This window comes from Pelagibius sp. 7325 (assembly GCF_037652055.1).
Classification (GTDB): domain Bacteria; phylum Pseudomonadota; class Alphaproteobacteria; order Kiloniellales; family Kiloniellaceae; genus Pelagibius.
In genome coordinates this window covers 356413-379330 of record NZ_JBBKAH010000001.1, presented here as the reverse complement: position 1 = coordinate 379330, position 22918 = coordinate 356413, and the positions used below count along the sequence as shown (strand labels likewise).

Genomic DNA, 22918 nt, shown 5'->3' with positions numbered 1-22918 from the left:
CTATCAGAACTTCGGTTGCGCTTCCCAGATGTCGCGGGCGTAACCGCGGATCGTCCGGTCGGAGGAGAACCAGCCCATGTGGGCCGTGTTCAGCACGGCACTGCGCATCCAGGCTTCGCGGTCGCGCCAAGACTCATCGATGCGCTGCTGGACGTCCCAATAGGCGCTGAAATCGGCAGCCACCATGAACCAGTCACTGCCGCGCAGCATGTCGACCAGCCCGGCGTAGCGGTGCGGATCGTCGGGCGAGAAGGTGCCGGCCGCGATCTGCTCCAGCACCTCGGCGAGGCGCGGCTCGGCGGCTATATAGGCTGCAGGGTCATAACCCGCCTCGCGCGTCGCGGTGACCTGGTCGGCGGTCATGCCGAAGATGAAGATGTTGTCGGCACCGACCGCCTCGGCGATCTCGATGTTGGCGCCGTCCAGGGTTCCGACGGTCAGGGCGCCGTTCATCGACAGCTTCATGTTGCCGGTGCCTGAGGCCTCCATGCCGGCGGTGGATATCTGCTCGGAGAGGTCTGCGGCCGGAATCAGGATCTCCGCCATGGAGACGTTGTAGTTCGGCGGGTAGACCACCTGCAGGCGGCCCTCCATCACAGGGTCGGCGTTGATTGTCGCCCCGATGTCGTTGATCAGCTTGATGATCTGCTTTGCCATGGCATAGCCCGGGGCCGCCTTGCCGCCGAAGATCTTCACCCGCGGAGTCCAGTCCTTTCCCGGTTCCTTGCGGATGGCATTCCACTGTGCCGCGGTGTGCAGGATGTTGAGCAGCTGTCTCTTGTACTCATGGATCCGCTTGATCTGGATGTCGAACATGGCGTCTGGATCGACCGCGACGCCCATGGTGTTTTCCAGATGGCGCGCCAGGTAAAGTTTGTTGGCGCGCTTGGCGGCGGCAAAGCTTTGGCGGAAGCTGGCGTCGTCGGCCAGAGGGGCGAGGTCCTGGAGGCGATCCAGATCGGTCACCCAGTCGTCCCCCAGGTGCTCGTTCAGCAGGGCGCGCAGCGCGGGATTGCAGTTGTAGATCCAGCGCCGGGGCGTCACGCCGTTGGTCTGGTTGACGATGCGATCAGGATGCAGCGCGTTGAGCTCTTTGAACACGGTCTGCTTCATCAGATTGGTGTGCAGCGCCGAGACGCCGTTCACCCGCCGAGCGCCGATGAAGGCAAGCGGTCCCATGTGCACCTCGCCGTGGTCGACGATCTTCACGCCGGCGGAACGTTTCACGAGGTTGGCGTGATGCGAGTCGATCTGGTCGATCAGTTCCATGTGACGCGGCAGCACGCGGCCCATCAATCCCACCGACCAGCGCTCCAGTGCCTCTGGGAGAAGCGTGTGATTGGTGTAGTGCAGACAGCTGCGCGCCGTCTCGAAAGCCTCCGCGAAGGGCTGCTGATGCACGTCGACCAGCAGGCGGATGAGCTCCGGGAAAGCGATCGCCGGGTGGGTGTCGTTCAGCTGGATGGCAATGAACTGCGGCAGCTTGGTGACATCGGTGTCGTGGTGGGTGAGGAAGCGGCGCAGGATGTCAGCCAGTGAGGCGGCGGTGAAGAAGTACTCCTGCTTCAGACGCAGCGCCTTGCCCTGCTCGGTGGTGTCGTCTGGGTAGAGCACGCGGCTGATGGTCTCAGCCAACACCGAAGGCGCGGCCGCGGCCATGTAGTCGCCTCTGTTGAATGGCTCAAGGTCGAACTCGCGCTCCGCCTTGGCCGACCACAGGCGCAATGTGTTGGCCCAGCGTCCCCGCCAGCCGGGCACGGGCGTGTCGTAGCCGACGGCCAGCACGGTCTCGTCCGGGCGCCACTGATGATGGCCGTCGTGCTGGCGCACTTCGCCGCCGAAGCTGATTCGGTATTGGGTCTCCGGGCGCTCGAACTCCCAGGGGTGGACCTGGCGCAGCCAGTCTTCGGCGTCCTCGGTCTGCCAGCCGTTCTCGAAAGACTGTCGGAAAAGGCCGTGATTGTAGCGGATGCCATAGCCATGGGCGGCGAGGCCGACGGTCGACATCGAGTCGAGGAAGCAGGCGGCCAGACGGCCGAGGCCGCCGTTGCCCAGCGCCGCGTCGGGCTCGTCGGTCAGCAGCGCCGTATAGTCGACGTCGAAGTCTTCCACCACCTTGCGCACCATCTCGTCGAGGCCGAGGTTGGCGATGGCATCCTCCAGCAGGCGACCGATGAGGAACTCCATGGAGAGATAGCACACGCGCTTGTGTCGTTCCGCGCGCACGCGTTCGGTGGTTTCGAACCAGGGCGCGATCACCAGGTCTCGGATGGCGCGGGTGACCGCCATGCGCCAGTCGGTTAGCTTCGCCGCCTTGGGATTCTTCCCGGTGGTGTAGCGCAGGTGGTATTCGATGGCGCGGCGCAGCGCCTCGGCATCGGGAAGGCTTTCGGGATGAAGGATCAGCGGTTCGGTCAGCATGTCGTCCTCTGTTCGGGGCCTCTGAGCGTCGGCGGGCGCGCGGCTCCAAGGCCGTGGCCCGGCGCTTGGCAAGGTTCAGGCGGCGGTGGCGACCTTCTTCACCAACAGCTGCTGGTCGGGCGAGAATTGGCGGATCAGCGGCAGAATCGCGGCGCCTGAGACGCGCGCTTTGGGACCGATGCTGCCGGGACGCAGGGCCACCGGACTGGTGCCGGTAAGGTCGAGGCGCTTCAGCGCGGCGCGCACCGCGTCAACGAAAGACTCCACCTGGGGCCGGTGCAGCATGGCATCGATCACTACGCCTTCGAAGTCGATGATGCTGAGTGCGGCGGCGATCGCCTGGGCGACCGGCGGTGCGGCGCGTTGGCACCAGTCATTGAAGGCGGTGGCGGCGCCCGGATCGCTGATCACGTCGGCAATGGTGCCAAGGTCGCCGAGACCGGCGGCGCGCAGGGCGTTCTCCAGGGGGAACAGGGAACTCTGACGGATCAACTGCTCCTGACCGCCGCTGCTGGTGGTCACTGGCATAGAGCCGATCGCGCCGGCATTGCGCTGGGCGCCCTCGAAGAGCTGGCCGTTGATGACGATACCCCCGCCAATGAAGGTGCCGATGTAGATGTAGAGCGCCGAAGAGGAGGTGAGGACGCTTCCCAGCACCATCTCCGCCGCGCAGGCGGCGGTGGCGTCGTTGTAGATCTCGACGGGAAGGCCGGCAATTTCGGCCAGCAGGGCAGCGACATCGACCTCGTTCCAGTCCATCAGGTCGTTGGGGTCGATGCCCATGACATCGGTCCAAGCCGAGATCTGCCCGGGCATGGCGACGCCGATGCCGATGATGCGCGGGCGCAGCGACGCTTCGACGCCGTCCAGCATCCTGCCCAGTTCGCGGCGCAACAGGGCGGAAACCTCCTTCTGGCGCGGCACGGCGTAGGCAAAGCGCTTGTAATCGACTGCCTCGCCATGGAAGTTCACCAGCATGAGTTCCAGGCTGCGCCGGCCGATCTTGACGCCGACCGACAGCACGCCGCTGGCGTTCAGCGCGATCGGCGTGTGCGGCTGCCCGACCTTGCCGCGCACCTTCTTTTCCTTGCGGACCAGCTTGTCCTTGAGAAGGGCGTTCACGATCACCGATACCGCCTGGGCGCTCAAGCCCGTCAGGCGCGCGATCTCCGCCTTCGGCAGGGCGCCGTTCTGGCGGATCAGGTTGAGGATCATGCGCTTGTTGTAGGCGCGCAAGCCCAGCTGGTCGCCGCCGCGGATCTGGTGTTCGCCCTGCATGGTCGCCAACCTGCCTTTCGCCGCCAAATACCGCCACGAATCCAGCGGCACTGTTACTTGCTCCAGCATGCAATCTTCTCCTGAAACTAGCAAATAATTCCTGGTGATTTATTTTTCCAGATCAGGTCGGATTCCCCATTGTTCTCGCCGTTTTCCGCGCGAAGTCACGTTCGGACATCGGGTTCTTCTCGGCCCAGGTGCGCTGCGATGCCGGCGATCTCGCCGGCTGCTTTGATGACGGCGGCGAGCGCTTCTTGCGGATCGTCGCCGAGGCGCGCCGGGTCATCCTCGAAGCGCTCAAGATAGACGCGCAGGGTGGCGCCTACCGTGCCGGTGCCCGACAGTCGGAATACCGCGCGCGCGTTCTCCTGGAAGAAGATGCGGATGCCCTGGCCCGTGGCGCGCGATCCGTCCACCGGATCGTCGTAGGCGAAGTCGTCGGCGGCGCTGACGGTCAGGCCGCCAAAGCTCTTGCCGGGCAGTGCGGCGAGCTGCTGGTGCAGTTCGTCCATCAGTGCTTCGGCGGCGGCCTTGTCGACGCCCTCGTAGTCGTGGCGGGTGTAGTAGTCGCGGCCGTATTCACGCCAGTGCGCCTGCAGGATCCCGGCGACGGACTCGCGTCGCTCGGCCAGTATGTTCAACCACAGCAGCACCGCCCACAGGCCATCTTTCTCGCGCACATGGTCCGATCCGGTACCGGCGCTTTCTTCGCCGCAGAGTGTGACGAGGCCGGCGTCCAGCAGATTGCCGAAAAACTTCCAGCCGGTCGGCGTCTCGAAGGTGTTGATGCCGAGTCTCTTGGCGACCCGGTCGGCCGCGCGGCTGGTCGGCATGGATCGCGCGACGCCGGCGAGTCCCTTGGCATAGCCCGGCGCCAGCGGGGCGTTGGCGGTCAGCACGGCAAGGCTGTCCGACGGCGTCACGTAGACACCCCGCCCGAGGATCATATTGCGGTCCCCATCGCCGTCGGAGGCTGCGGCGAAGTCCGGCGCATCAGGGCCCATCACCAGGTCGAGCAGTGGTTTGGCCCAGACCGGATTCGGGTCCGGATGACCGCCACCGAAGTCGGGCAGCGGTGTCGCGTTCATCACGCTGCCTGCCGGCGCGCCCAGTTCGTCTTCGAGGATCGCCTTGGCGTAGGGGCCAGTCACCGCGTGCATGGCATCGAAGCGCAGGGTGAAGCCGCTCTTGAAGAGCGCGCGGAGGGCGTCGAAGTCGAAGAGATCGCGCATGACTCCGGCATAGATCGCCACCGGATCGATGATTTCCACGGTCATCCCGCCCAGTGTCGTCTCGCCCAATGCGGAGAGGTCGAGGTCGTCTGCCTCGTCGAGGATGCGGTAGGTGGTGATCTCCTGGGTGCGCCGGTAGATTGCTTCGGTAATGGCTTCCGGCGCGGGGCCGCCGGCCGGGATGTTGTACTTCAGTCCGAAGTCGCCGTCCTCTCCGGCCGGGTTGTGGCTGGCCGAAAGAATGAGGCCGCCGTCGGTCTTGCGCGCGCGGATCACGGCGGAGGCGGCGGGCGTCGAGAGGATACCGTCTCGACCGACCAGCACGCGCGCGGCGCCGTTGGCGGCGGCCATCTTGAGGATGACCTGGATGGCCCGGTCGTTGAAATAGCGTCCGTCGCCGCCTAGGGCCAGCGTCATGCCCGCCAGTTCGTTCCCGGGGTTACCGATGACATCGAAGATCGCCTGCACGTAGTTCTCCAGGAAGTCAGGCTGCATGAACACACGGGTCTGCTTGCGCAGACCCGAGGTGCCAGGCTTCTGGCCTTCGATCGGGGTGGTCTCGACGGTTTTCACTGTCGCTGCTGCGGGCAAGGCTGCGTCTCCTGCTTGGCGGGGGTTTCCTTCGGAGGCGTGAAAAGGGCTGCCAGGGCCTTCAGGCCCGGCGCGGCGGCGAGGGCATCGGCCAGGCTGTCGTTGGCGACCGGGTAGCGCCGCCGCCAGTTGGGATACTCATCGACGGTGCCCGGCAGGTTCTGCTGGGCGAGGCTGCCCAGCGCGTCGTCGAGCTGCACGGCAATCAGCGCCGATCCGGCATGTGCCAGAAGCTGGTGGATTGCTTCGACGAGCGCGTCATCTGCGACCTGGGGTGGGGCTTCCGGATCGAGCCCGTCAGGCGCCAGGCCTTCGTCGCGCAGCAGGCGCGCCAGCGCGCGGCGCTCCTCGGCGCGCCACCGCTGCGCTGCTTCGCGCGCTGCCGGTTCGCTCCCCTCAATGTCATGGCGGCGGTCGATGTCCCAGCCGCTCCACCAGCCGCGCAAGGTTGGCGTGTCGTGGGTGCCGAAGCTGGCGAGGGTCGCGTGGCGATAGGTCTCCGGACGATGAAACTGCGCGCCTTCCTTCTCGAACTGCATGACGGCACAGCCCAGCAGGCCCGCCTCGGCCAGAGTATCGCGCAGGCCCGGCGGCACCGAGCCGAGGTCCTCGCCGACCACCACGCAGCCCGCGCGCTGCGCCTCAAGCCGGATGAGAGCCAGCAGCGCCTCTTGCGGGTAGGCGACATAACCGCCCGGAGCTCCCCCCGAACGTTCTGCGTCCGGCACCCAGAACGCGCGGCGTACGCCCAGGATATGGTCGATGCGGATGATGCCGGCATGGGTCATCGCCGCGCGCAGCATCTCGATGAAGGGACGGTAGGCGGCGCGACGCAGCCCGACCGGATTGAACGGCGCCAGCGCCCAGTTCTGGCCGGCGGGATTGAAGGCATCCGGCGGCGCTCCCAGCGAGACGCCCTCGGCGAAGCAGGCGGGCGCCGACCAGGTGTCGGCGCCACCGGGGCGCACGCCGACGGCCACATCGAGGTAGAGGCCAAAACCCATGCCTGCGCGTTTTGCGGCGCCCTGAGCGGCGGCGAGCTGGCGGCCGGCCAGCCACTGCAGCCAGGCGTGGTAGCGCATCTCCGTCGCGTTGGCGGCGGCGAAGCTGAGCACCGCCGGACTGCCGAAGCGCTGCAGCGGTTCGGGCCACTGCCGCCAGTCGGCACCGTGGCGCAGCGAGATCGCCTCGAAGAGCGCGAACCATTCCAGCGCCTGGCCTGGGCCACTGCGCCAGGCGTGGAAGGCATCGACGGCAGGTCCGGCCGAGCGCTCGAAATCCGCGAAGAGGGCACGCAACATGTCCTGACCGACGGCATCGCAGGTCTCGTAATCGACCAGCTCATCGTCGCGCGCGGCGGCGAGCCGCGCGGCGTTGTCGCGCAGCAGCGCCCAGGCGTTGTCGCAGTGCGGAAATCCAAGCACTGCGTCGGCGGCGATGTGGCGTGTCTCGAAGGCGGTGCGGCAGGACGGCGTGTAGGGACTGTAGCCGCCGCTGGCGGCGCCGTGCGCGTGCACCGGGTTGATGCCGATGAAGTCGGCGCCCAGGCGGGCGAGTTCCGCGGCAGCGGTCGCTAGATCCCGGTAGTCGCCGACGCCGAGGTTGCGTCGCGAGCGGAGCGCATAAAGCGCAGCGGTGAATCCCCAGGCGCGGGGACGGCCGAGCACGCCTTCGACTGTCGGCGCTTGCGGCGGTGCGGCGATCAGCAGACAGACCTCTTCGGCGATGCAGAGGCGATGCAGCCCAGCCGGCGGCGAGACGATGATCGCATCTCCGGCATGACCGGTCGCGACGCCGCCGTCTTCCATTTCCAGGCGCCAGTTCGCGGGTTCCTGCAGGGCGATGCGGACCTCTTCCTCGGCGGTCACCACCAGCTCTTCGGGCAGGCGCCGCGCGGCGCGCCGCGCCCGCAGTTCGTCGAGCGCCGCCTGCGCGGCCGCCTCATCCGGCACCGCAAGCCCCATCGCGGCGAGCAGGGCGCGCTGGGTATCGGGCGCGACGACGTGCAGAGTGCCGGAGAGGTCGTGCCACTCCGGCAGGATGCCCATGGCTTCCGCGAGCGCCTGGAGCGCCGGCTCGCTCACAGCAGTTCCCCTGTCTCGAAGGCAACCAGCGTTGCCGCCGCGAGGTCCTGCGGGCCTTTGCGGCAGACTGCCTTGGGTGCTTCCGGTTGCGCGGTATCCAGTGCGCGCACCCAGACGCGGCCCTTGGGCGGCGACGGCAGGCTGGTCGTCACCGGCTTGGGCGAACCGTTGAACGCCAGCACGACCACGTCGCCATCGGTAGCGTAACCCGGGGCCTCGGCGCACTGACGCAGCACCGCGCAGAAGCCGGGCAGGCCAGGGTCACGCCAGTTCACCTGGCCACCGTCGAGGCCCAGCCACTTCACATCTTCCTCGCCGTCCTCTTCGCGCTTGCGGCCATGCAGGAACCAGCTCTGGCGCAGGCAGGGATGGGCCTTGCGAAAGGCGATGACCTTGCGCGCGAAGCCGAGGAAAGCCTTGTCCGCCGCCGGCCAGTCGACCCAGCTGATGTCGTTGTCCTGGCTGTAGGCGTTGTTGTTGCCCCCCTGGCTGTCGCCGATCTCATCGCCGGCGCGCAACATCGGCGTGCCCTGCGCGAGGAACACCGTGGCCAGCAGGTTGCGGCGGCGCTGTGCACGCTTCAGGCGAATCTCGGTATCATCGCTAGCGCCTTCCTCACCGCCATTGTCGCTGTAGTTCTCTTCGTGGCCATCGCGGTTCTCTTCGCCGTTGGCCGCGTTGTGCTTCTCGCTGTACGCCGTGACGTCGGCCAGGGTGAAGCCGTCGTGGCAGGCGACGTAGTTCACTGACGACCAGCTGCGCCGCCCATTGCGGTCGAAGGTGCCGGCGGAACCCAGAAGACGCTCGGCCATGTCCTGTGCCGCGTGGGCGTCGCCGCGCCAGAACTTGCGCACGCCGTCGCGGAAAGCGTCATTCCATTCGGCAAAGGGCGGTGGGAAGTCGCCCAGGCGGTAACCGCCGGGCCCGAGATCCCAGGGCTCGGCGATCAGCTTCACGCGGGACAGCACGGGGTCCTGGCGCAGCGCGTCCAGGAAGCCTCCGGAGGCATCGAAACCGTGCGCCTCGCGTGCCAGCGTGGTGGCGAGGTCGAAGCGAAAGCCGTCGACGCCCATCGTCTCGACCCACCAGCGCAGACTGTCCAGCACGAGGCGCAACACGAAGGGATGCGCCACGTTCAGGGTGTTGCCGCAGCCGGTCTCATTCACGTAGTAGCGCTTCTGTCCCTGCTGCAGCCGATAGTAACTGGCATTGTCGAGCCCGCGGAACGACAGCGTCGGGCCCAGCTGGTCGCTCTCGGCAGTGTGGTTGTAGACCACGTCGAGGATCACCTCGATGCCGGCGCCGTGCAGCCGGCGCACCATTTCGCGGAAGCCGGCGAGCCCTGCCGGGCCGAAGTACCGCGGCTCCGGCGTGAAGAAGCCGATGGAGTTGTAGCCCCAATAGTTGCTGAGGCCTTTTTTCACCAGCCAGCGATCATCGACCAGCGCGTGCACCGGCAGCAGTTCAATCGTGGTGATGCCGAGGGAGACGAGGTGCTCGATCACCGGTTCCGATGCGAGCGCATCGTAGCTGCCGCGAACGTCCTCCGGCAGCGCCGGCCAGCGCTGGGTCAGTCCCTTGGGGTGCGCCTCGTAGAGAATGGTTTCGTCCCAGGGAACACGCGGCTGCTCGCCGGCCGGGACCACTTCCGGCGCCGCGGTGACAATCGCCTTCGGCATCACCGGTGCGCTGTCCACCGTGGAGAGGGAGAGATCCTCTTCCGGCGCAGCGGGATCATAGCCGAGGGTGGCGTCGTCGGCCGTCACGCGACCGGTCAGCGCGCGCGCGTAAGGATCGAGCAGCAGCTTGTGTGGGTTGAAGCGGTGGCCACGCTCCGGTGCGAAGGGGCCATGGGCGCGCAGGCCATAGAGCGCGCCCGGTTCCAGGCCCGGAAGATAGCCGTGCCACACCGGACCGGTCTTTTCCGGCAGCGCGAGCCGCGCGGTCTCCCGCTTGCCGTCGCCGGAGAACAGGCAGAGTTCTATCCTGGTGGCATTTTCGGAGAATACCGCGACGCTGCAGCCCTCCCCATCCCAGGTGACGCCCAAGGGATCGGGCGCGCCGGCGAGCAGGCTCTGGGCGAACTTCAGCTTCATGCGCCGGTCCTTGAGGTGGCGGTCTGCAGGGCAGTGTCCTTCAGCATCGCGCTGTAGATCTTGGCGTAGGCGGCGGCCGAGGTCTGCCAGCCGACGGGGTGCTTCATGGCGCGTCGCATCATGCCGGTCCAGAGCTTTCTGTCGGCGAAAGCGTCACAGGTGCGCTCGATGGCGTCGCCGAGCGCGGCGGCAGTGACAGGCGAGAACTGAAAGCCGGTGGCGACGCCGGACAGGCGCGCGGCCTCGTTGGCATCGATGACGGTGTCGGCAAGACCACCGGTGCGCGCGACAACCGGCAGGGTGCCGTAGCGCAAGCCGTAGAGTTGAGTCAGGCCGCAGGGTTCGAAGCGCGACGGCACCAGGATGGCGTCGGCGCCGGCCTGCATCAGGTGTGAGAGCGGCTCGTCGTAACCGGTGACGACACCGACACGGCCCGGGTTTTCGCGCGCGGCGGTGGCAAAGGCCTTCTCCAGGTCGGCATCGCCAGACCCCAGGACCACAAGGCGAGCGCCGCGGTCGAGCAGGCGCGGCAGCGCCTCTAGCAGAAGGTCGAGGCCCTTCTGCCGGGTGAGGCGGCTGACGACGCAGAACAAGGGGCCGGGCGCGGCGCCGTCGAGGCGGAAACGCTCGGCCAGCGCCGCGCGGTTCTTCAGCTTGGCGGCGAGGCGGTTCACGGCGTAGGGGGCGGCAATGGCGGGATCGCTCTCCGGGTTCCAGACCTCGAGATCGATGCCGTTCAGGATACCGGTAAGGGCGGCGCGGCGGTGCGCGATGAGTCCTTCCAGCCCCAGGCCGAATTCCGGCGTCGTCAGCTCGCGGGCATAGGTCGGGCTGACGGTGGTGATGCGCTCGGCGTATGCGAGGCCGGCCTTCAAGAAGCCGACCTGGCCGAAGAACTCGAAGCCGCTGTGGGTGAAGCCGCTGTCAGGCAGGCCGAGTTCGCTCCGCGTGGTGGCGGGGAACAGGCCCTGAAAGGCGATGTTGTGGATGGTGATCACGCAGGGCGGTGCCGCCGCGCGCTCCTTTGCGCTGCCCAGCTTCAGATAGGCCGGCACCAGGCCGCCCTGCCAGTCGTGGGTATGCACGAGGTCGGGCCGCCAGCCGCCGACGCCCTCCGTGGCGATGCGGGCGGCCGCGCGGCAGAGTGCGCCAAAGCGCAGGTGGTTGTCCGGCCAATCCTTGCCGTCGGGTCCCAGGTACGGATTGCCGGGCCGGTCGAAGAGCTGCGGCAGATCCAGTGCCAGCAGATCGAAGCCCTTGGCCTTGGCGGCACGCAGCCGCGCCCGGCCACCGGGCAGCTTGCCGATGACCACGGTCTTCGCCTTCTTGGGCAGCGCTGCGTTCACCGACGGGTAGGCTGGCAGCAGCACGCGCACCTCGATACCCAGGGCGGCCAGCGCGCCAGGCAGCGCACCAATCACGTCTGCCAGCCCCCCTGTCTTTATGAAGGGCACGCATTCTGAGGCGACGAAAAGGACCTTCATGCGGGGCGGGTTTCCAAGGCGCAGCAGGCTCAAGCAGGGGTCTCGGCGTTGGGGGGCGATTCGCCCGGGGATCTCAGGGGTTCAGGGCATCGATCATCGTCTGGGTGACGAGGGTGACGCCTCCCTTTGAGACCCGAAAGCGGCGGGCATCTTCCTCCGGGTCCTCGCCGACGACAAGCCCCTCCGGAATGATCACGCCGCGGTCGAGCACGACGTTGGTCAGACGCGCTTTGCGATTGATCACGCAGTAGGGCAGGGCGACGACCCGCTCCAACTGGCTGTAGGAATGGCAGTGCACGCCGGTGAACAGCAGGCTTTCCGAGACATTGGAGCCGGAGACGATGCAGCCGCCGGAGACCATGGAGGAGACGGCGGAGCCGCGGCGACCCTCTTCGTCGTGGATGAACTTGGCCGGCGGCGTCACCTCGCCGTAGGTCCAGATCGGCCAGTCCTCGGAGTAGATGTCGAGTTCCGGCACGAAGTCGGTCAGATCGATGTTCGCCTGCCAGAAGGCGTCCACCGTGCCGACGTCGCGCCAGTAGGGCCGCGGCTCGGATCCGGTCATCACGCAGGAATCGGAGAACTTGTGGGCCACGGCCTTGCCGTGCTTGACGATGGCGGGGATCAGGTTCTTGCCGAAATCGTGGGCGGAATTGGGATCGGCGGCGTCCTTGCGCAGCAGGTCGATCAGGAAGTCGGTCTGAAATACGTAGATGCCCATGGAAGCCAGGGCCATGTCCGGATTGCCGGGCATCGCCGGCGGGTCGGCGGGCTTCTCGACGAAATCGATGATGCGCGCATTCTCGTCCACGTGCATGACACCGAAGCCAGTGGCCTCCATGCGCGGCACCTCGACGCAGCCCACCGTGACGTCGGCGCCGGAATCGACATGCTGAGCCAGCATGATGCCGTAGTCCATCTTGTAGATGTGGTCGCCGGCCAGGATGACGATGTAGTTCACACCGTAGCCTTCGATGATGTCGATGTTCTGGGTCACCGCATCGGCGGTCCCGAGATACCACTGGCGCTCGTCGACGCGCTGGGAGGCGGGGAGGATGTCCAGCATCTCGTTCCGCTCGGCGCGGAAGAAGTTCCAGCCGCGCTGCAGGTGGCGGATCAGGCTATGCGCTTTGTACTGGGTGGCGACGCCGATGCGGCGGATGCCTGAGTTCACCGCATTGGACAGCGCGAAGTCGATGATGCGGCTCTTGCCGCCGAAGTAGACCGCCGGCTTGGCGCGGCGGTCGGTCAGTTCCTCCAGTCGGCTGCCGCGGCCACCGGCCAGGACGAAGGCCATCGCCTGGCGGGTCAGCGCCCCCGTTGCGCTGCCGTACTGCCCTTTGGGTCCTGATTGCATGGTGTTCCTCCCAATTATTGGCCTGAAACGTCCCCCCGGGGGCCTTCAGTATGAACGGCCGACGGCGGCCTCGGCCCGTGAACGTTCCAAGTCACCAAGGGTTCAGGGCGCGACCGCTCTATCCGCGAGGCGAGGCCGAAGACAGCCTAGAGCCACGCGCGCGCCGCCGCATCTTTCTTGGCGGGGATCATGCCCGATACCGCTATCGTTGCCAATAAGAAACTCAATTTGATTTATTTATTGACAGCCAGGTGGGGGCGGACTTAACGTTGCGCTTAGACGGGGCGCAAAGCCTTGCCCGGCTTGGCACCCAAAAGCCCCAGAAAAAATGAAAAACTGACTTTTGCTCTATTCCCCGGGAGGAACAACGCTATGAAATCCAAGTTCATCGGAGCACTTACGGCCGCAGGTTTTCTCGCCCTGAGCGGTGTCGCCGGCCCGGCCCCGGCGCAGGCCGAGGACATCATTGTCGGCCTGATCACCAAGACGAACACCAACCCCTTCTTCGTGAAGATGCGGGAAGGTGCCGAGGCAAAGGCTAAGGAACTGGGTGTCGAACTGCGGACCTTTGCCGGTAAATACGACGGCGACAATGAGGCGCAGATCGAGGCCATCGAGAGTCTGGTCGCCGCCGGTGCCAAGGGTATCCTCATTACCCCCTCCGACCCGGCCGGTCTCACCGAGACGGTGCGGCGCGCGCGCGAGGCGGGCCTGCTGGTCATCGCCCTCGACACGCCCTTCGATCCGCCGGAGACCGCAGACGCCACCTTCGCCACCGACAACTTCAAGGCCGGCGAGTTGATCGGCCAGTGGGCGGCGGCCACGATGGGCGACACCGCCCAGGCCAAGATCGCAACGCTGGATCTTTCCGAGGCGCAGATCACCGTCGATGTGCTGCGCAACCAGGGCTTCCTGCAGGGCTTCGGCGTTGACGTGAAGAACGTCAACAAAATGTACGACGAGGACGATCCGCGCCTGGTCGGCGGCGACGTGACCCTGGGCTCGGAGGAGGGTGGACGCACCGCCATCGAGAATCTGTTGCAGAAGGATCCCGCCATCAACGTCATCCATACGATCAACGAGCCCGCGGCCGCCGGCGCCTACGAAGGCCTGAAGTCCTTCGGCCTGGCCGACAAGGTGCTGATCGTCTCCGTCGACGGCGGTTGCCCAGGTGTGCAGAACGTGAAGGAAGGCATCATCGGCGCGACCTCCATGCAGTTCCCGCTGCGTATGGCCGCGCTCGGCGTCGAGGCGGTGGTCGACTTCGCCAAGACGGGCAAGAAGCCGCAGAACAGCGAAGGTCTCAGCTTCACCAACACCGGCGTCGAGCTGGTAACCGACGAGCCGGTCGAGGGTGTTCCCTCGATCACCTCCGAAGAGGCCTTGGCCCAGTGCTGGGGCTGAGCCGCAGCTAGCAGAATAACAAGACTATGCGGGGGGCGTCCGGCGCCTCCCGCAAAACAAAGCAGTCCTCAACTTGGGAGGTTTGTGTCATGGCCAGTGAATCGGGAGGCCCATCGGGCGTTGCCAGAGGGCCGCAAGACTTCGAGCGGTCCCTCGACAAGAGCGCGACGGAGGTGGCGTCCTTCGAAGCGCACGATACCTCGCCGCTTGCCAGGTTCCATCATTTCCTGCACGCCAATCCGACGGCGGCGCCGGTCGTGGTTCTGGTGGTAAGCTGTATCGTCTTCGGCATTGTCGCCAACAATTTCTTTTCCGCGTTCAACCTGTCGCTGATCATCCAGCAGGTCACCATCATCGGCATCCTGGGTGCGGCCCAGACGCTGGTCATCCTGACCGCAGGCATCGACCTCTCGGTCGCGGCAATCATGGTGCTGAGCTACATGGTGATGGCGCGCCTGGCGGTGCAGGGCGACGTGCCGGCGGTGCTCGCCGTGCTCATCGGTCTGGGTGTCGGCCTTGCCTGCGGCCTGTTTAATGGCAGCCTGGTGACCCGCGCGCGCCTCGTGCCCATCGCCGTCACCGTGCTGGTATGGGTGCTGCTGTTCAGCTTCGACCTGCCGCTGATCTACTTGGTGCCGGCCGGCATGATCGCGGGCCTCGCCGTGGGCTGGTTCGGCTTCGGTCCGGCGGCCGAGCTGCGCCTGCCGCCCTTTATCGTGACCCTGGGCGCCTGGTCGATCTTCTTCGCGCTCAATCTCTGGTATTCGGAATCCGAGACGATCCGCAGCCAGGACATCGACGCCACGGCGCCGCTGCTGAAGATCTTCGGCCTGCGCGTGGAAGTTCTGGGGGCGCAGTTCACTCTCGGCTCGTTCCTCATGGTCGCCATCTTCATCGTGCTGTGGTACGCGCTGAACTGGACCGCCTGGGGCCGCTCGGTCTACGCCGTCGGCGACGACCGCGAGGCCGCCGAACTGTCCGGCATCCGCACCGACCGCGTCCTGCTGTCGGTCTACGGCACGGCCGGCCTGCTCTGCGCGCTTGGCGGCTGGGCCGCCATCGGTCGGGTCGGCTCCGCCTCGCCGCAGTCCTTCTACGAAGGCAACCTCGACGCCATCACCGCCGTGGTCATCGGCGGCACCTCGCTGTTCGGCGGCCGCGGCGCGATTTTCGGCACCCTCTTTGGGGCGCTGATCGTCGGCGTATTCCGCTCCGGCCTCAAACTGGGCGGTGTCGACGTGCTGTGGCAGACCTTTGCCGTCGGGCTGCTCATCATCGTGGCCGTCGCCATGGACCAGTGGATCCGGAGGGTAACCGCATGAGCCCAGAACCTGTCGTGAAACCCGTGATGACGGGGCGCGGTCTCACCAAGCGCTACGGCCGGGTGACCGCCATGGACCGCGCCGACTTCGAGCTCTTTCCCGGGGAGGTGCTCGCCATCATCGGCGACAACGGCGCCGGCAAGTCGACCCTGGTGAAGGCGCTCTGTGGTGCCGTCCAGATCGACGACGGCGAGATCCGCCTGGACGACCGGCCGGTCACCTTCTCCTCGCCGATGGACGCGCGCGATGCGGGGATCGAGACCGTCTACCAGAATCTCGCCCTGTCGCCGGCGCTTTCCATCGCCGACAACATGTTCCTCGGGCGTGAGCTCTACAAAGAGGGCATCGCCGGCTCGGTCTTCAGGATGCTCGACAAGAAGAAGATGCGCGACTTCGCGCGCCAGAAGCTTACCGAGCTGGGCCTGATGACCGTGCAGTCGATCACCCAGGCGGTGGAGACGCTCTCCGGCGGCCAGCGCCAGGGCGTAGCGGTGGCCCGTGCGGCGGCCTTCGCCACAAAATTCGTCATCATGGACGAGCCGACGGCGGCACTCGGCGTGAAGGAAAGCCGGCGCGTGCTGGAGCTGATCCGGGACGTGAAAGCGCGCGGCATGCCCATCGTGCTGATCTCCCACAACATGCCGCATGTTTTCGAGGTGGCTGATCGCATCCACATCCATCGGCTGAGCCGTCGCCATGCCGTGATCCGCCCGCAGGACTTTTCCATGTCCGACGCGGTCGCCATCATGACCGGGGCGATGGAGCCGCCGCAGGAGATTGCCTTGCCGGAAGGCGCGGTCATGCACTAGGAACGGCGTGACCTCCCGCGCGGCGGCTTCCCGAGAGGGGCCGCCGCTTCTTTCTCTGTTCGGTCTCTCTTGATGGTGTGTACGGCATGTTCCTGATCTGCGGCGAAGCGCTCTATGACGTCTTTCCGGTCGCCGAAACGCAAACCGGTTTCTCGCTGGACGCCCGCATCGGCGGTTCGCCCTTCAACGTTGCGGTCGGTCTCTCGCGTCTCGGGCGGCAGGTCGCCTTTTTCACCGGTCTCTCCAGCGATCCCCTCGGCCGCCGCCTGGAAAAGGCGTTGAGCGAGGAAGGTGTCGACGCCCGCTTCCTGGTGAGGAAGCATAACCCGACGACGCTGGCCGTTGTCGGCCTCACCGCCGCCGGCGTCCCGCACTATACCTTCTACGGCCACGAGGCCGCCGACCGCGTGGTGACAACGGCCGACCTGCCGGACCTACCTGCGGCGGTCACCGGGCTGCACTTCGGCTCCTTCTCCATCATGGTCGGCCAGACCGCCGAGACCCTCGACGCGCTGGCGCGCCGCGAGGCGGCGCAGCGTCTCATTTCGCTCGACCCCAACGTGCGGCTTGGCGTTGAGCCAGACGCTGCGGCCTGGCGCCGCCGCGTCGAGCGCTATTCCGAGATCGCCGACATCGTGAAGGTGAGCGACGAGGACCTCGACCTGTTGTTTCCCGGCGATGGCATCGACAGCGCCATCGACCGCTGGCATTCGCGCGGGGTAAGGCTGGTGGTGGTGACCCGCGGCGCCGAGGGCGCTGTCGCCTCCCTCGGCGGCGAGGCTTTCGAGGCGCCGGGCCGCAAGGTGGTGACGGTCGACACCGTCGGCGCCGGCGATACCTTCCAAGCGGCGCTGCTCTGCGGCCTGGAGGAACTGGGCAAGGCTACCAAGGCCGGGCTGGCGGCGCTTTCCCTCGACGAGGCCCGGCGGCTGGTGGACTTTGCGATTTCGGCCGCTGCCGTTACCTGTTCGCGTCGCGGCGCGGACTTGCCCCGACGGGACGAGCTTGCCGGCCTGTAGCGGCGGTCCGATATGGGGTTGAAGCGGGTTCGGGCCTTCCCCTGTAGGCAGTCAAATGACGCTGCAGCGCAACATCTGCGGGTGCTGCATAGCTGCCTTACGTTCCACGGCACTTGTTGAACCCCTTATTAAGTCTAAGTTTAGGGGTGATGTGAGAATCAAGGCTTGCATCGCCAAGAATGCTGCATAGCAATAAAATGAAATTGGGAGGGAAGCCTGACATCGATCGGTCCGGTGCTTGCCGGCCTCGTTGAAAGAGGCCGCTAGGGGACCGGACAGAAGGAAGGGTTCCCATGTTTCTTGCCGTTTCCCGCTCTCCCCTCGCCCAGGGCGATTCCGTTCTCGCCGATGCGCTCTATCGCCTGACCGGCCTCGGCTGGTTCAGCCCCCAGGCCCGCGCCCGCCGCGCCCGTTATGAGCGGACGCTGAGCGAGCTCGGACGGATGGACGACCGCGAGCTCAGTGAACTGGGCCTGCGCCGCTGCGACATCCGCCGCATTGCCCGCGAGAACGCGTTCTACGCTTAAGGGCCTTCAGTGGGGCCAGCTTCGCGCGATCTTCACCGCTTCGGCGAAGGTCGCCAGCAGGGCGCCGCGAGGCTTCGTGGGCGTGATCGCCATGGCCGGGCCGCGTCCGCCTAAGGTCGTGCCGCAGGCCAGTGCCGCCAACCGCGCCGTCCCGCTGCCGGTCAGCTCCGCGTTGCTGGAGACGCTGAGGTCGCGTTCCAGCACCTCGGCCAGGAAGCGCAGAAAGTAGGGATTACGCGACAGGCCGCCATCGATCGACAGCGGTCCGCTCCCCGGCACCAGGTTCTGCATGGCCCCGATCACCTCGGCGGCCCGGCAGGCGACCCCCTCGAGAATCGATTTCATCAGATCCGCCGGCCCGTGATCGATGGAGAGGCCGACCCAGACGCCGCGCGCGCGGCGGTCCCAGTGCGGGCAGGCCAGGCCCGACAGTGCAGGCACGAAGGCGAGGCCGTTTTCCAGCGCCGGTGGTCCCTCCAGGGCGTTCAGCCAGTCGAAGCTGTCGAAGATGCCCAGGGACTTCGCCCAATTCAGCGCGGCGCTGGCGGAATAGACTCCGCCGTCCAAGGCATAGACCGGCTTCTCGCCGGCAAGCTGCCAGGCGACGGTCGGCAGCAGACCCTTGTCCGGCGCGCGCAGGACTTTTTCTCCTGTCACCATCAAGGCAAAGGCACCGGTTCCAAAGGTGATCTTGGCATCGCCGGCGTTACGGCAGCCGTGGCCGTAGAGCGCGGCCTGCTGGTCGACGATACTCGCGGTTACCGGCACTGCCCTGCCGTTCACACTGAGGCTCCCGAAGTCGCCGGTGGTGGTCACGATCTCCGGCAGCGCTTCCATCGGCACCTTGAAGAGCCGGCAGAGTTCCGCGTCCCACTGACCCGTCTCCAGGTTCATGAGGGAGGTGCGCGACGCGGTGGTGACGTCTGTGACGCAGCGACCGGTGAGACGGTCGAGGAAGAACGCATCCGTGGTGCCGAGTCTCAGCTTGCCTTTGACCAGCAGACGCTTGGCTTCCGGTAGAGCCTCGACGATCCAGGCGAGCTTGGCGGCGGAGAAGTAAGGATCGAGCGGCAGGCCGGCGCGCGCCAGCGTCTCCGCTTCGGCGCGGTCGCGCTTCAGCCCTTCGACGACCGCGGCGGTGCGGCTGTCCTGCCAGACGATCACCGGCGAGACTGCTTCCTTGGTTTCGGCGTTCCAGGCGAGGCAGCTTTCACCCTGGTTGTCGATGCCCAGCGCTTCGAGAGTTTCGACCGCTTCGGCGCAGGCGCGGATGTTGGCGATCAGTTCTTCGGGATCGTGCTCCACCCAGCCGGGCCGCGGATAGATCTGGCGGTGTTCGACGGCCTTTATCACCGTGGCGTTGCCGTCGGGCTGCAGCACGAGGGCGCGGGTGCTGGTGGTGCCCTGATCGACGGCGGCGATGGTCATGTCACGCGCGCTCCGCGATGGAGAGGATTAGGTGATTGCCGCGGATCTTTCCGGCAATGCCCGCGAGGGGAACGAGGATACGGCGTTCCGGCAGTCCGTCGATCTCTCGCGCCCAGAGAATTTGCTCGCCGTCGCTGAGCGTCAAGCCGCCACGCACCGCGCGGGCGAGACGCAGCTGGATGTGCGCCATGCCGCCGGGCCCTTTGCTCGATGAGGGCAGTGCCAGATGCTGCGGCAGGGCCAGCCTGATTGCGGGGTGGCCGGCGGTGACTGCGACGAAGCGCTCCGCGTGGGGCAGCCTGCCGGCCAGGCTGTCGGCTAGCACGTCGCCCGCGGCGACACCCTCGCGCCAGCTCCAACCGGCGGTCTCCACCGGGCGGAGCAGGTTGCCGGCGGCGAAGAACGCGGGATCGCTGCAGCGCCCGAACTGGTCGACGATGGGGCCGCCGCTGCCGCCATCGCCCGTGACATCAAGGGCCAGGTGACTAAGGCGGGCGAGGGTTGCCTCCGGCGTGAAGGCGCCGGTGACGATGACGCCGTCGGTCTCGACGGTCCATTCATGGCCGTCGGCGCGACGCAGGGTGACGCCCTCGACCCTCTCCCGCCCGTGGATCGCCGCCAACTCGGTCTCCAGGTGCAAGGGAATGCCAAAGAGGCGCGGCAGTGCCTCGGCGATCTGCCGCGCGGTGACCCGCGCGCCCGGTTCGACCATCGCGGCCGGGCGGATGCCGGCGTGGCGGCAGGTGAGGATGGCGGAGAAGGATACCAATTCGCTGCCCAGAATGACCGGACTGGCGAAGGGCCGTTTGCCATGCAGATAGACCATGGACTGCAGCGCGCCGGTGGTGATGACGCCCGGGGGGCGGTCGCCGCCGATGAAGCGCGCGGCACGGCTCGTCTCGCGCACGCCGGTTGCCAGCAGCACGCGGCGCGCGGCGAGATCTTCTTTGCCAGCGTTCGTGGAGAGCGTCAGTCGTGGCCCCGGCGCGATGCCGACCACTGTGGTCGACAGGTAAAGGTCGACGCCGGCGCTTTCGGCGCGCGCCACCAGTCGGCGCGCGTAGTCCGGCCCGCGCAGCACGCGGTGGAACTCGCGCATGCCGAAGGGATAGTGACCGCAGTGACGCGGAATGCCGCCCGCTTCGGACTCGCGGTCCAAGACGGCGACCGACCCAATGCCGCGCTCACGCAGGCGCGTGGCGGCGGCGAGGCCGGCCGGGCCACCGCCCACCACGGCGACGTCGACCTCGCGCGGCAGCGTCTTGGCGTCACTCGGCGGCATCGGAATTCGCCACGGGAACCTCAAAACGTCCTTCCGTGATCGCCGCCATTTCGCCGAGGCAATAGAAGCCCTGGCAACGTCCCATGGTGACGCGGGTGCGGCGCTTGAGGCCGGCAAGACTGCGTGCCGGCAGCGGCCCGTCGAGCGCGGCCTCAATCTCGCGCCGGGTCACCAGTTCGCAGTGACAGACGATACCGCCGTTGCCGGGTTGGGCCCAGGCGCGCTCGCCGTACTCCGTCAGCACACCGACGCGTGGCCAGGCGACTTCCTCCGGCGCCGTGTAGCTTGTGCCGAAGGACATCAGCAAGGCGTGCACCTCGCGTGCGAGGCCGAGGGCGCTGCTGAGGCCGGTCGAGCGGATGCCCCCGACGGTGATGTAGCGCCGCTCCGGACGCGCCGAGAGCTGATACTCCTTGTGCTCGCTGGCGGGCCTGAGGCCGGCGTAGGTTGCGGTAACGGGGATCCCGGCCAGTCCAGGCAGCATTTCGATGCCCTTCGCGCGCAGCATCCGCAGCGTCTCGCCGTCGGTTGAGGCATCGGTCCGGCTCTCCTGGTCCTCGGCCGTCGGCCCGACCAGCAGGTTGCCGTAGCTCGTGCGGCAGATGACCACGCCTTTGGTTTTGGCGGTGGGTACCGGCAGGATGATCGCTTTCGCGAGTTTGGCTGCGGCCTTGTCGAAGACCACGAACTGGCCCTTGCGCGGGCGAATGGTAAAGCCGCTGTCGCCGACGAGGCGGCGGTCGACGATGTCGCCGTAGAGCCCGGCGCAGTTCACCACGGCACGGCTGCGGATTGGCCCGGTCGTGGTGTCGAGTTGCCAGGTCGTGCCGTCGAAGTCGCCGGCCAGCACCTCGGTTCCGCGCCGGACTTCGGCGCCGTTGGCGAGCGCCTGCAGCAGATAGGCCGTGGGCGCGCTCCACGGATCGATGATGAATTCGCGCGGTACCGCGAAGCCGGCGCGCACCCGCGGCGACAATCCGGGCTCGTGGGTGAGGATCGTCTGCCGGGTCAGGAGGGTGACGTCGTCGACGCCGTTGGCGCGCGCCTGCTCCATGAGGGCCGGCAGCTTCGCTTCTTCCTCGTCCGTCCACGCCAGCACCAGGGCGCCGCTCTCCAGCAGCGGAAGGTTCAGGCGCTGGTGGATCTCCAGATATTCGGCATAGCCGGCGGCAATGCAGCGCTGCTCCAGCGAGCCCGGCGGCGCATCGAAGCCGGTGTGCAGGATGCCGCTGTTGCCTTTGCTGGCGCCGTCCAGGATGTCGGCGGCCCGCTCGACGATGAGGACACGGGCGCCTTCCAAAGTCAGGCGGCGCGCCATCGCGCAACCGACGACGCCGGCACCGATGACGGTTACGTCGAAGGTTTCGGAGTGTCCGCGGGCGGCGGCCGGGGAGGGTGCCGAAGGGTCGGACATGGCGGAACGTTGATCCTTGTGTCGGCTGCCTGGCCTGCCTGGCGTCCCTGACCTCGCGAGCGTCGAGGGGGGAGCGATGCTTGAATTTTGCCTTGCCCCCGCAAGGGCAGCCGCCTACCGTAGCCAAGTCTGCCCTTTCGGTCAATAGGACGGTCCGCACGTGTTTGTTTATGAAATCAATAAAAACAGATATTTGCGAGATATTTTGTGGAATCGGTCATTTGGAAATTTCGTTTGCGGGCAAGCATCATGCTGAAGGGAAAGGCCCGCGCACCGAGATCCCACAACGTCCAATCGCGCACCCTGGCGCCCAAGCTGCGGCGGGAGCGCATCGCCGAGGCGGTGCGGCGTTACGGCAAGGTCAGCGTCGAGCAGCTGGCGGCCCGCTTCAAGACCTCCCACGAGACCATCCGGCGCGACCTCGGACTGCTGGCGGAGACCGGCGTGGTGCAGAAGTTCCACGGCGGCGCCAAGCTGCCGCGGGTCCAGGAGGAAGGGCCGTTCCGCGAGCGCATGACGCTGAATGCCGTGGGCAAGCGGATCGTCGCCGGCAAGGTGGCGCGGCTGATCGAACCCGGCCAGACGGTCTTCATCGACACCGGCTCGACCACCCTGATGTGCGCCGAGGAGATCGCTAAGATCGGCGGCCTGACGGTCATCACCAATTCCACACGCATCGCGGCGGTGCTGGCCGAGCATGGCAACCGAACGGTGATTTTCCTGCTCGGCGGGCGTTTCGACGGTGACAACCACGAAACGGTAGGTCCGACGGCGATTTCCGAGATTCAATCTTTCCATGCCGATCATGCCCTGATTACCATCGGAGCCCTGGACGAGGCGGCTGGCGCGACGGACTTCAATTTCGACGAAGCGCAGATCGCCCGTGCCATGATGGACAACGCCGACAACCTGATCGTTGCGGCGGATGCATCGAAGTTCCAGCGCCGGGCGGCCTTCGCGGTCTGTCCCCTGGCGCGGATCGGTGCGTTGGTCAGCGACCGCCGTCCGCCGGGTGGGCTGGCGGCGGCGCTGGCGGAGGCAAAGGTGCCGCTTTACTGAAGACAATCTCGCGGGGGCGGGAACAGCGGGGAGGGCTGCGCTGAAGAAACGACGAGAGACATCTACCGGCCTGTCGCGCGCGGCGCGGATGAGGGGCATCCTCTTAGGGAT

The 22918-nt window shown here is 66.9% G+C and carries 16 protein-coding genes; 6 read left to right on the top strand and 10 right to left on the bottom strand.

From position 1 onward, the window contains the following. Nucleotides 1–3: 3 nt before the first annotated feature. The 7 genes from WDC82_RS01690 to glgC all read right to left on the bottom strand — a co-directional run bounded on the left by WDC82_RS01690 (nucleotide 4) and on the right by glgC (nucleotide 12543). Nucleotides 4–2421 carry a glycogen/starch/alpha-glucan phosphorylase gene (locus WDC82_RS01690; protein WP_340115515.1) on the bottom strand — a complete coding sequence of 806 codons (2418 nt, stop codon included), beginning with the start codon at nucleotides 2419–2421 and terminating at the stop codon, nucleotides 4–6. A gap of 75 nt (nucleotides 2422–2496) precedes the next feature. Beyond that, entirely contained in the window at nucleotides 2497–3768 is a 1272-nt protein-coding gene (locus WDC82_RS01685; RefSeq protein WP_340115514.1) for an ROK family transcriptional regulator, read from the bottom strand. Nucleotides 3769–3863: 95 nt separating this feature from the next. Continuing rightward, entirely contained in the window at nucleotides 3864–5522 is a 1659-nt protein-coding gene (locus tag WDC82_RS01680) for an alpha-D-glucose phosphate-specific phosphoglucomutase (protein ID WP_340115513.1), read from the bottom strand. Beyond that, on the bottom strand, nucleotides 5501–7606 hold the full coding sequence (gene malQ / locus WDC82_RS01675; RefSeq protein ID WP_340115512.1) for a 4-alpha-glucanotransferase: 2106 nt from the start codon (nucleotides 7604–7606) through the stop codon (nucleotides 5501–5503). Before malQ ends, WDC82_RS01680 begins: the two co-directional genes overlap by 22 nt. After that, nucleotides 7603–9702 (bottom strand): glycogen debranching protein GlgX, encoded by a 2100-nt coding sequence (glgX, locus tag WDC82_RS01670; RefSeq protein ID WP_340115511.1) that lies wholly within the window; start codon nucleotides 9700–9702, stop codon nucleotides 7603–7605. Before glgX ends, malQ begins: the two co-directional genes overlap by 4 nt. Further along, nucleotides 9699–11186 carry a glycogen synthase GlgA gene (glgA, locus tag WDC82_RS01665; protein WP_340115510.1) on the bottom strand — a complete coding sequence of 496 codons (1488 nt, stop codon included), beginning with the start codon at nucleotides 11184–11186 and terminating at the stop codon, nucleotides 9699–9701. The genes glgX and glgA overlap by 4 nt, the downstream gene beginning before the upstream one ends. A gap of 73 nt (nucleotides 11187–11259) precedes the next feature. Beyond that, nucleotides 11260–12543 carry a glucose-1-phosphate adenylyltransferase gene (gene glgC, locus WDC82_RS01660; RefSeq protein ID WP_340115509.1) on the bottom strand — a complete coding sequence of 428 codons (1284 nt, stop codon included), beginning with the start codon at nucleotides 12541–12543 and terminating at the stop codon, nucleotides 11260–11262. Nucleotides 12544–12915: 372 nt separating this feature from the next. On the opposite strand from glgC, the gene WDC82_RS01655 reads away from it, so the two are divergent. From WDC82_RS01655 to WDC82_RS01635, 5 genes are all read left to right on the top strand, one after another. Further along, nucleotides 12916–13947: a sugar ABC transporter substrate-binding protein gene (locus tag WDC82_RS01655; protein WP_340115508.1), complete on the top strand. Its 1032-nt coding sequence runs from the start codon at nucleotides 12916–12918 to the stop codon at nucleotides 13945–13947. Between the two features lie 89 nt (nucleotides 13948–14036). After that, a complete protein-coding gene (locus WDC82_RS01650) occupies nucleotides 14037–15269 on the top strand; it encodes an ABC transporter permease (protein WP_340115507.1) in 1233 nt (410 codons plus the stop codon). After that, nucleotides 15266–16078: an ATP-binding cassette domain-containing protein gene (locus tag WDC82_RS01645; protein WP_340115506.1), complete on the top strand. Its 813-nt coding sequence runs from the start codon at nucleotides 15266–15268 to the stop codon at nucleotides 16076–16078. The genes WDC82_RS01650 and WDC82_RS01645 overlap by 4 nt, the downstream gene beginning before the upstream one ends. An 86-nt stretch (nucleotides 16079–16164) precedes the next feature. After that, nucleotides 16165–17097: a carbohydrate kinase gene (locus WDC82_RS01640; protein WP_340115505.1), complete on the top strand. Its 933-nt coding sequence runs from the start codon at nucleotides 16165–16167 to the stop codon at nucleotides 17095–17097. Between the two features lie 293 nt (nucleotides 17098–17390). Continuing rightward, nucleotides 17391–17624 (top strand): DUF1127 domain-containing protein, encoded by a 234-nt coding sequence (locus tag WDC82_RS01635; RefSeq protein WP_340115504.1) that lies wholly within the window; start codon nucleotides 17391–17393, stop codon nucleotides 17622–17624. Between the two features lie 6 nt (nucleotides 17625–17630). Here the strand turns inward: WDC82_RS01635 and WDC82_RS01630 are convergent, their stop codons facing one another. From WDC82_RS01630 to WDC82_RS01620, 3 genes are read right to left on the bottom strand one after another with little or no spacing between them, the layout of a single operon-like run. Further along, entirely contained in the window at nucleotides 17631–19052 is a 1422-nt protein-coding gene (locus WDC82_RS01630) for an FGGY family carbohydrate kinase (RefSeq protein WP_340115503.1), read from the bottom strand. Nucleotide 19053: 1 nt separating this feature from the next. Next, complete coding sequence (locus WDC82_RS01625) at nucleotides 19054–20334, bottom strand: FAD-dependent oxidoreductase (protein WP_340115502.1); 1281 nt, start codon at nucleotides 20332–20334, stop codon at nucleotides 19054–19056. Continuing rightward, nucleotides 20321–21748 (bottom strand): NAD(P)/FAD-dependent oxidoreductase, encoded by a 1428-nt coding sequence (locus WDC82_RS01620; protein WP_340115501.1) that lies wholly within the window; start codon nucleotides 21746–21748, stop codon nucleotides 20321–20323. Before WDC82_RS01620 ends, WDC82_RS01625 begins: the two co-directional genes overlap by 14 nt. Nucleotides 21749–21997: 249 nt before the next feature. Here WDC82_RS01620 and WDC82_RS01615 point away from each other — a divergent pair, with 249 nt between their 5' ends. Then, nucleotides 21998–22807 carry a DeoR/GlpR family DNA-binding transcription regulator gene (locus WDC82_RS01615; protein WP_340115500.1) on the top strand — a complete coding sequence of 270 codons (810 nt, stop codon included), beginning with the start codon at nucleotides 21998–22000 and terminating at the stop codon, nucleotides 22805–22807. Nucleotides 22808–22918 lie beyond the last annotated feature (111 nt).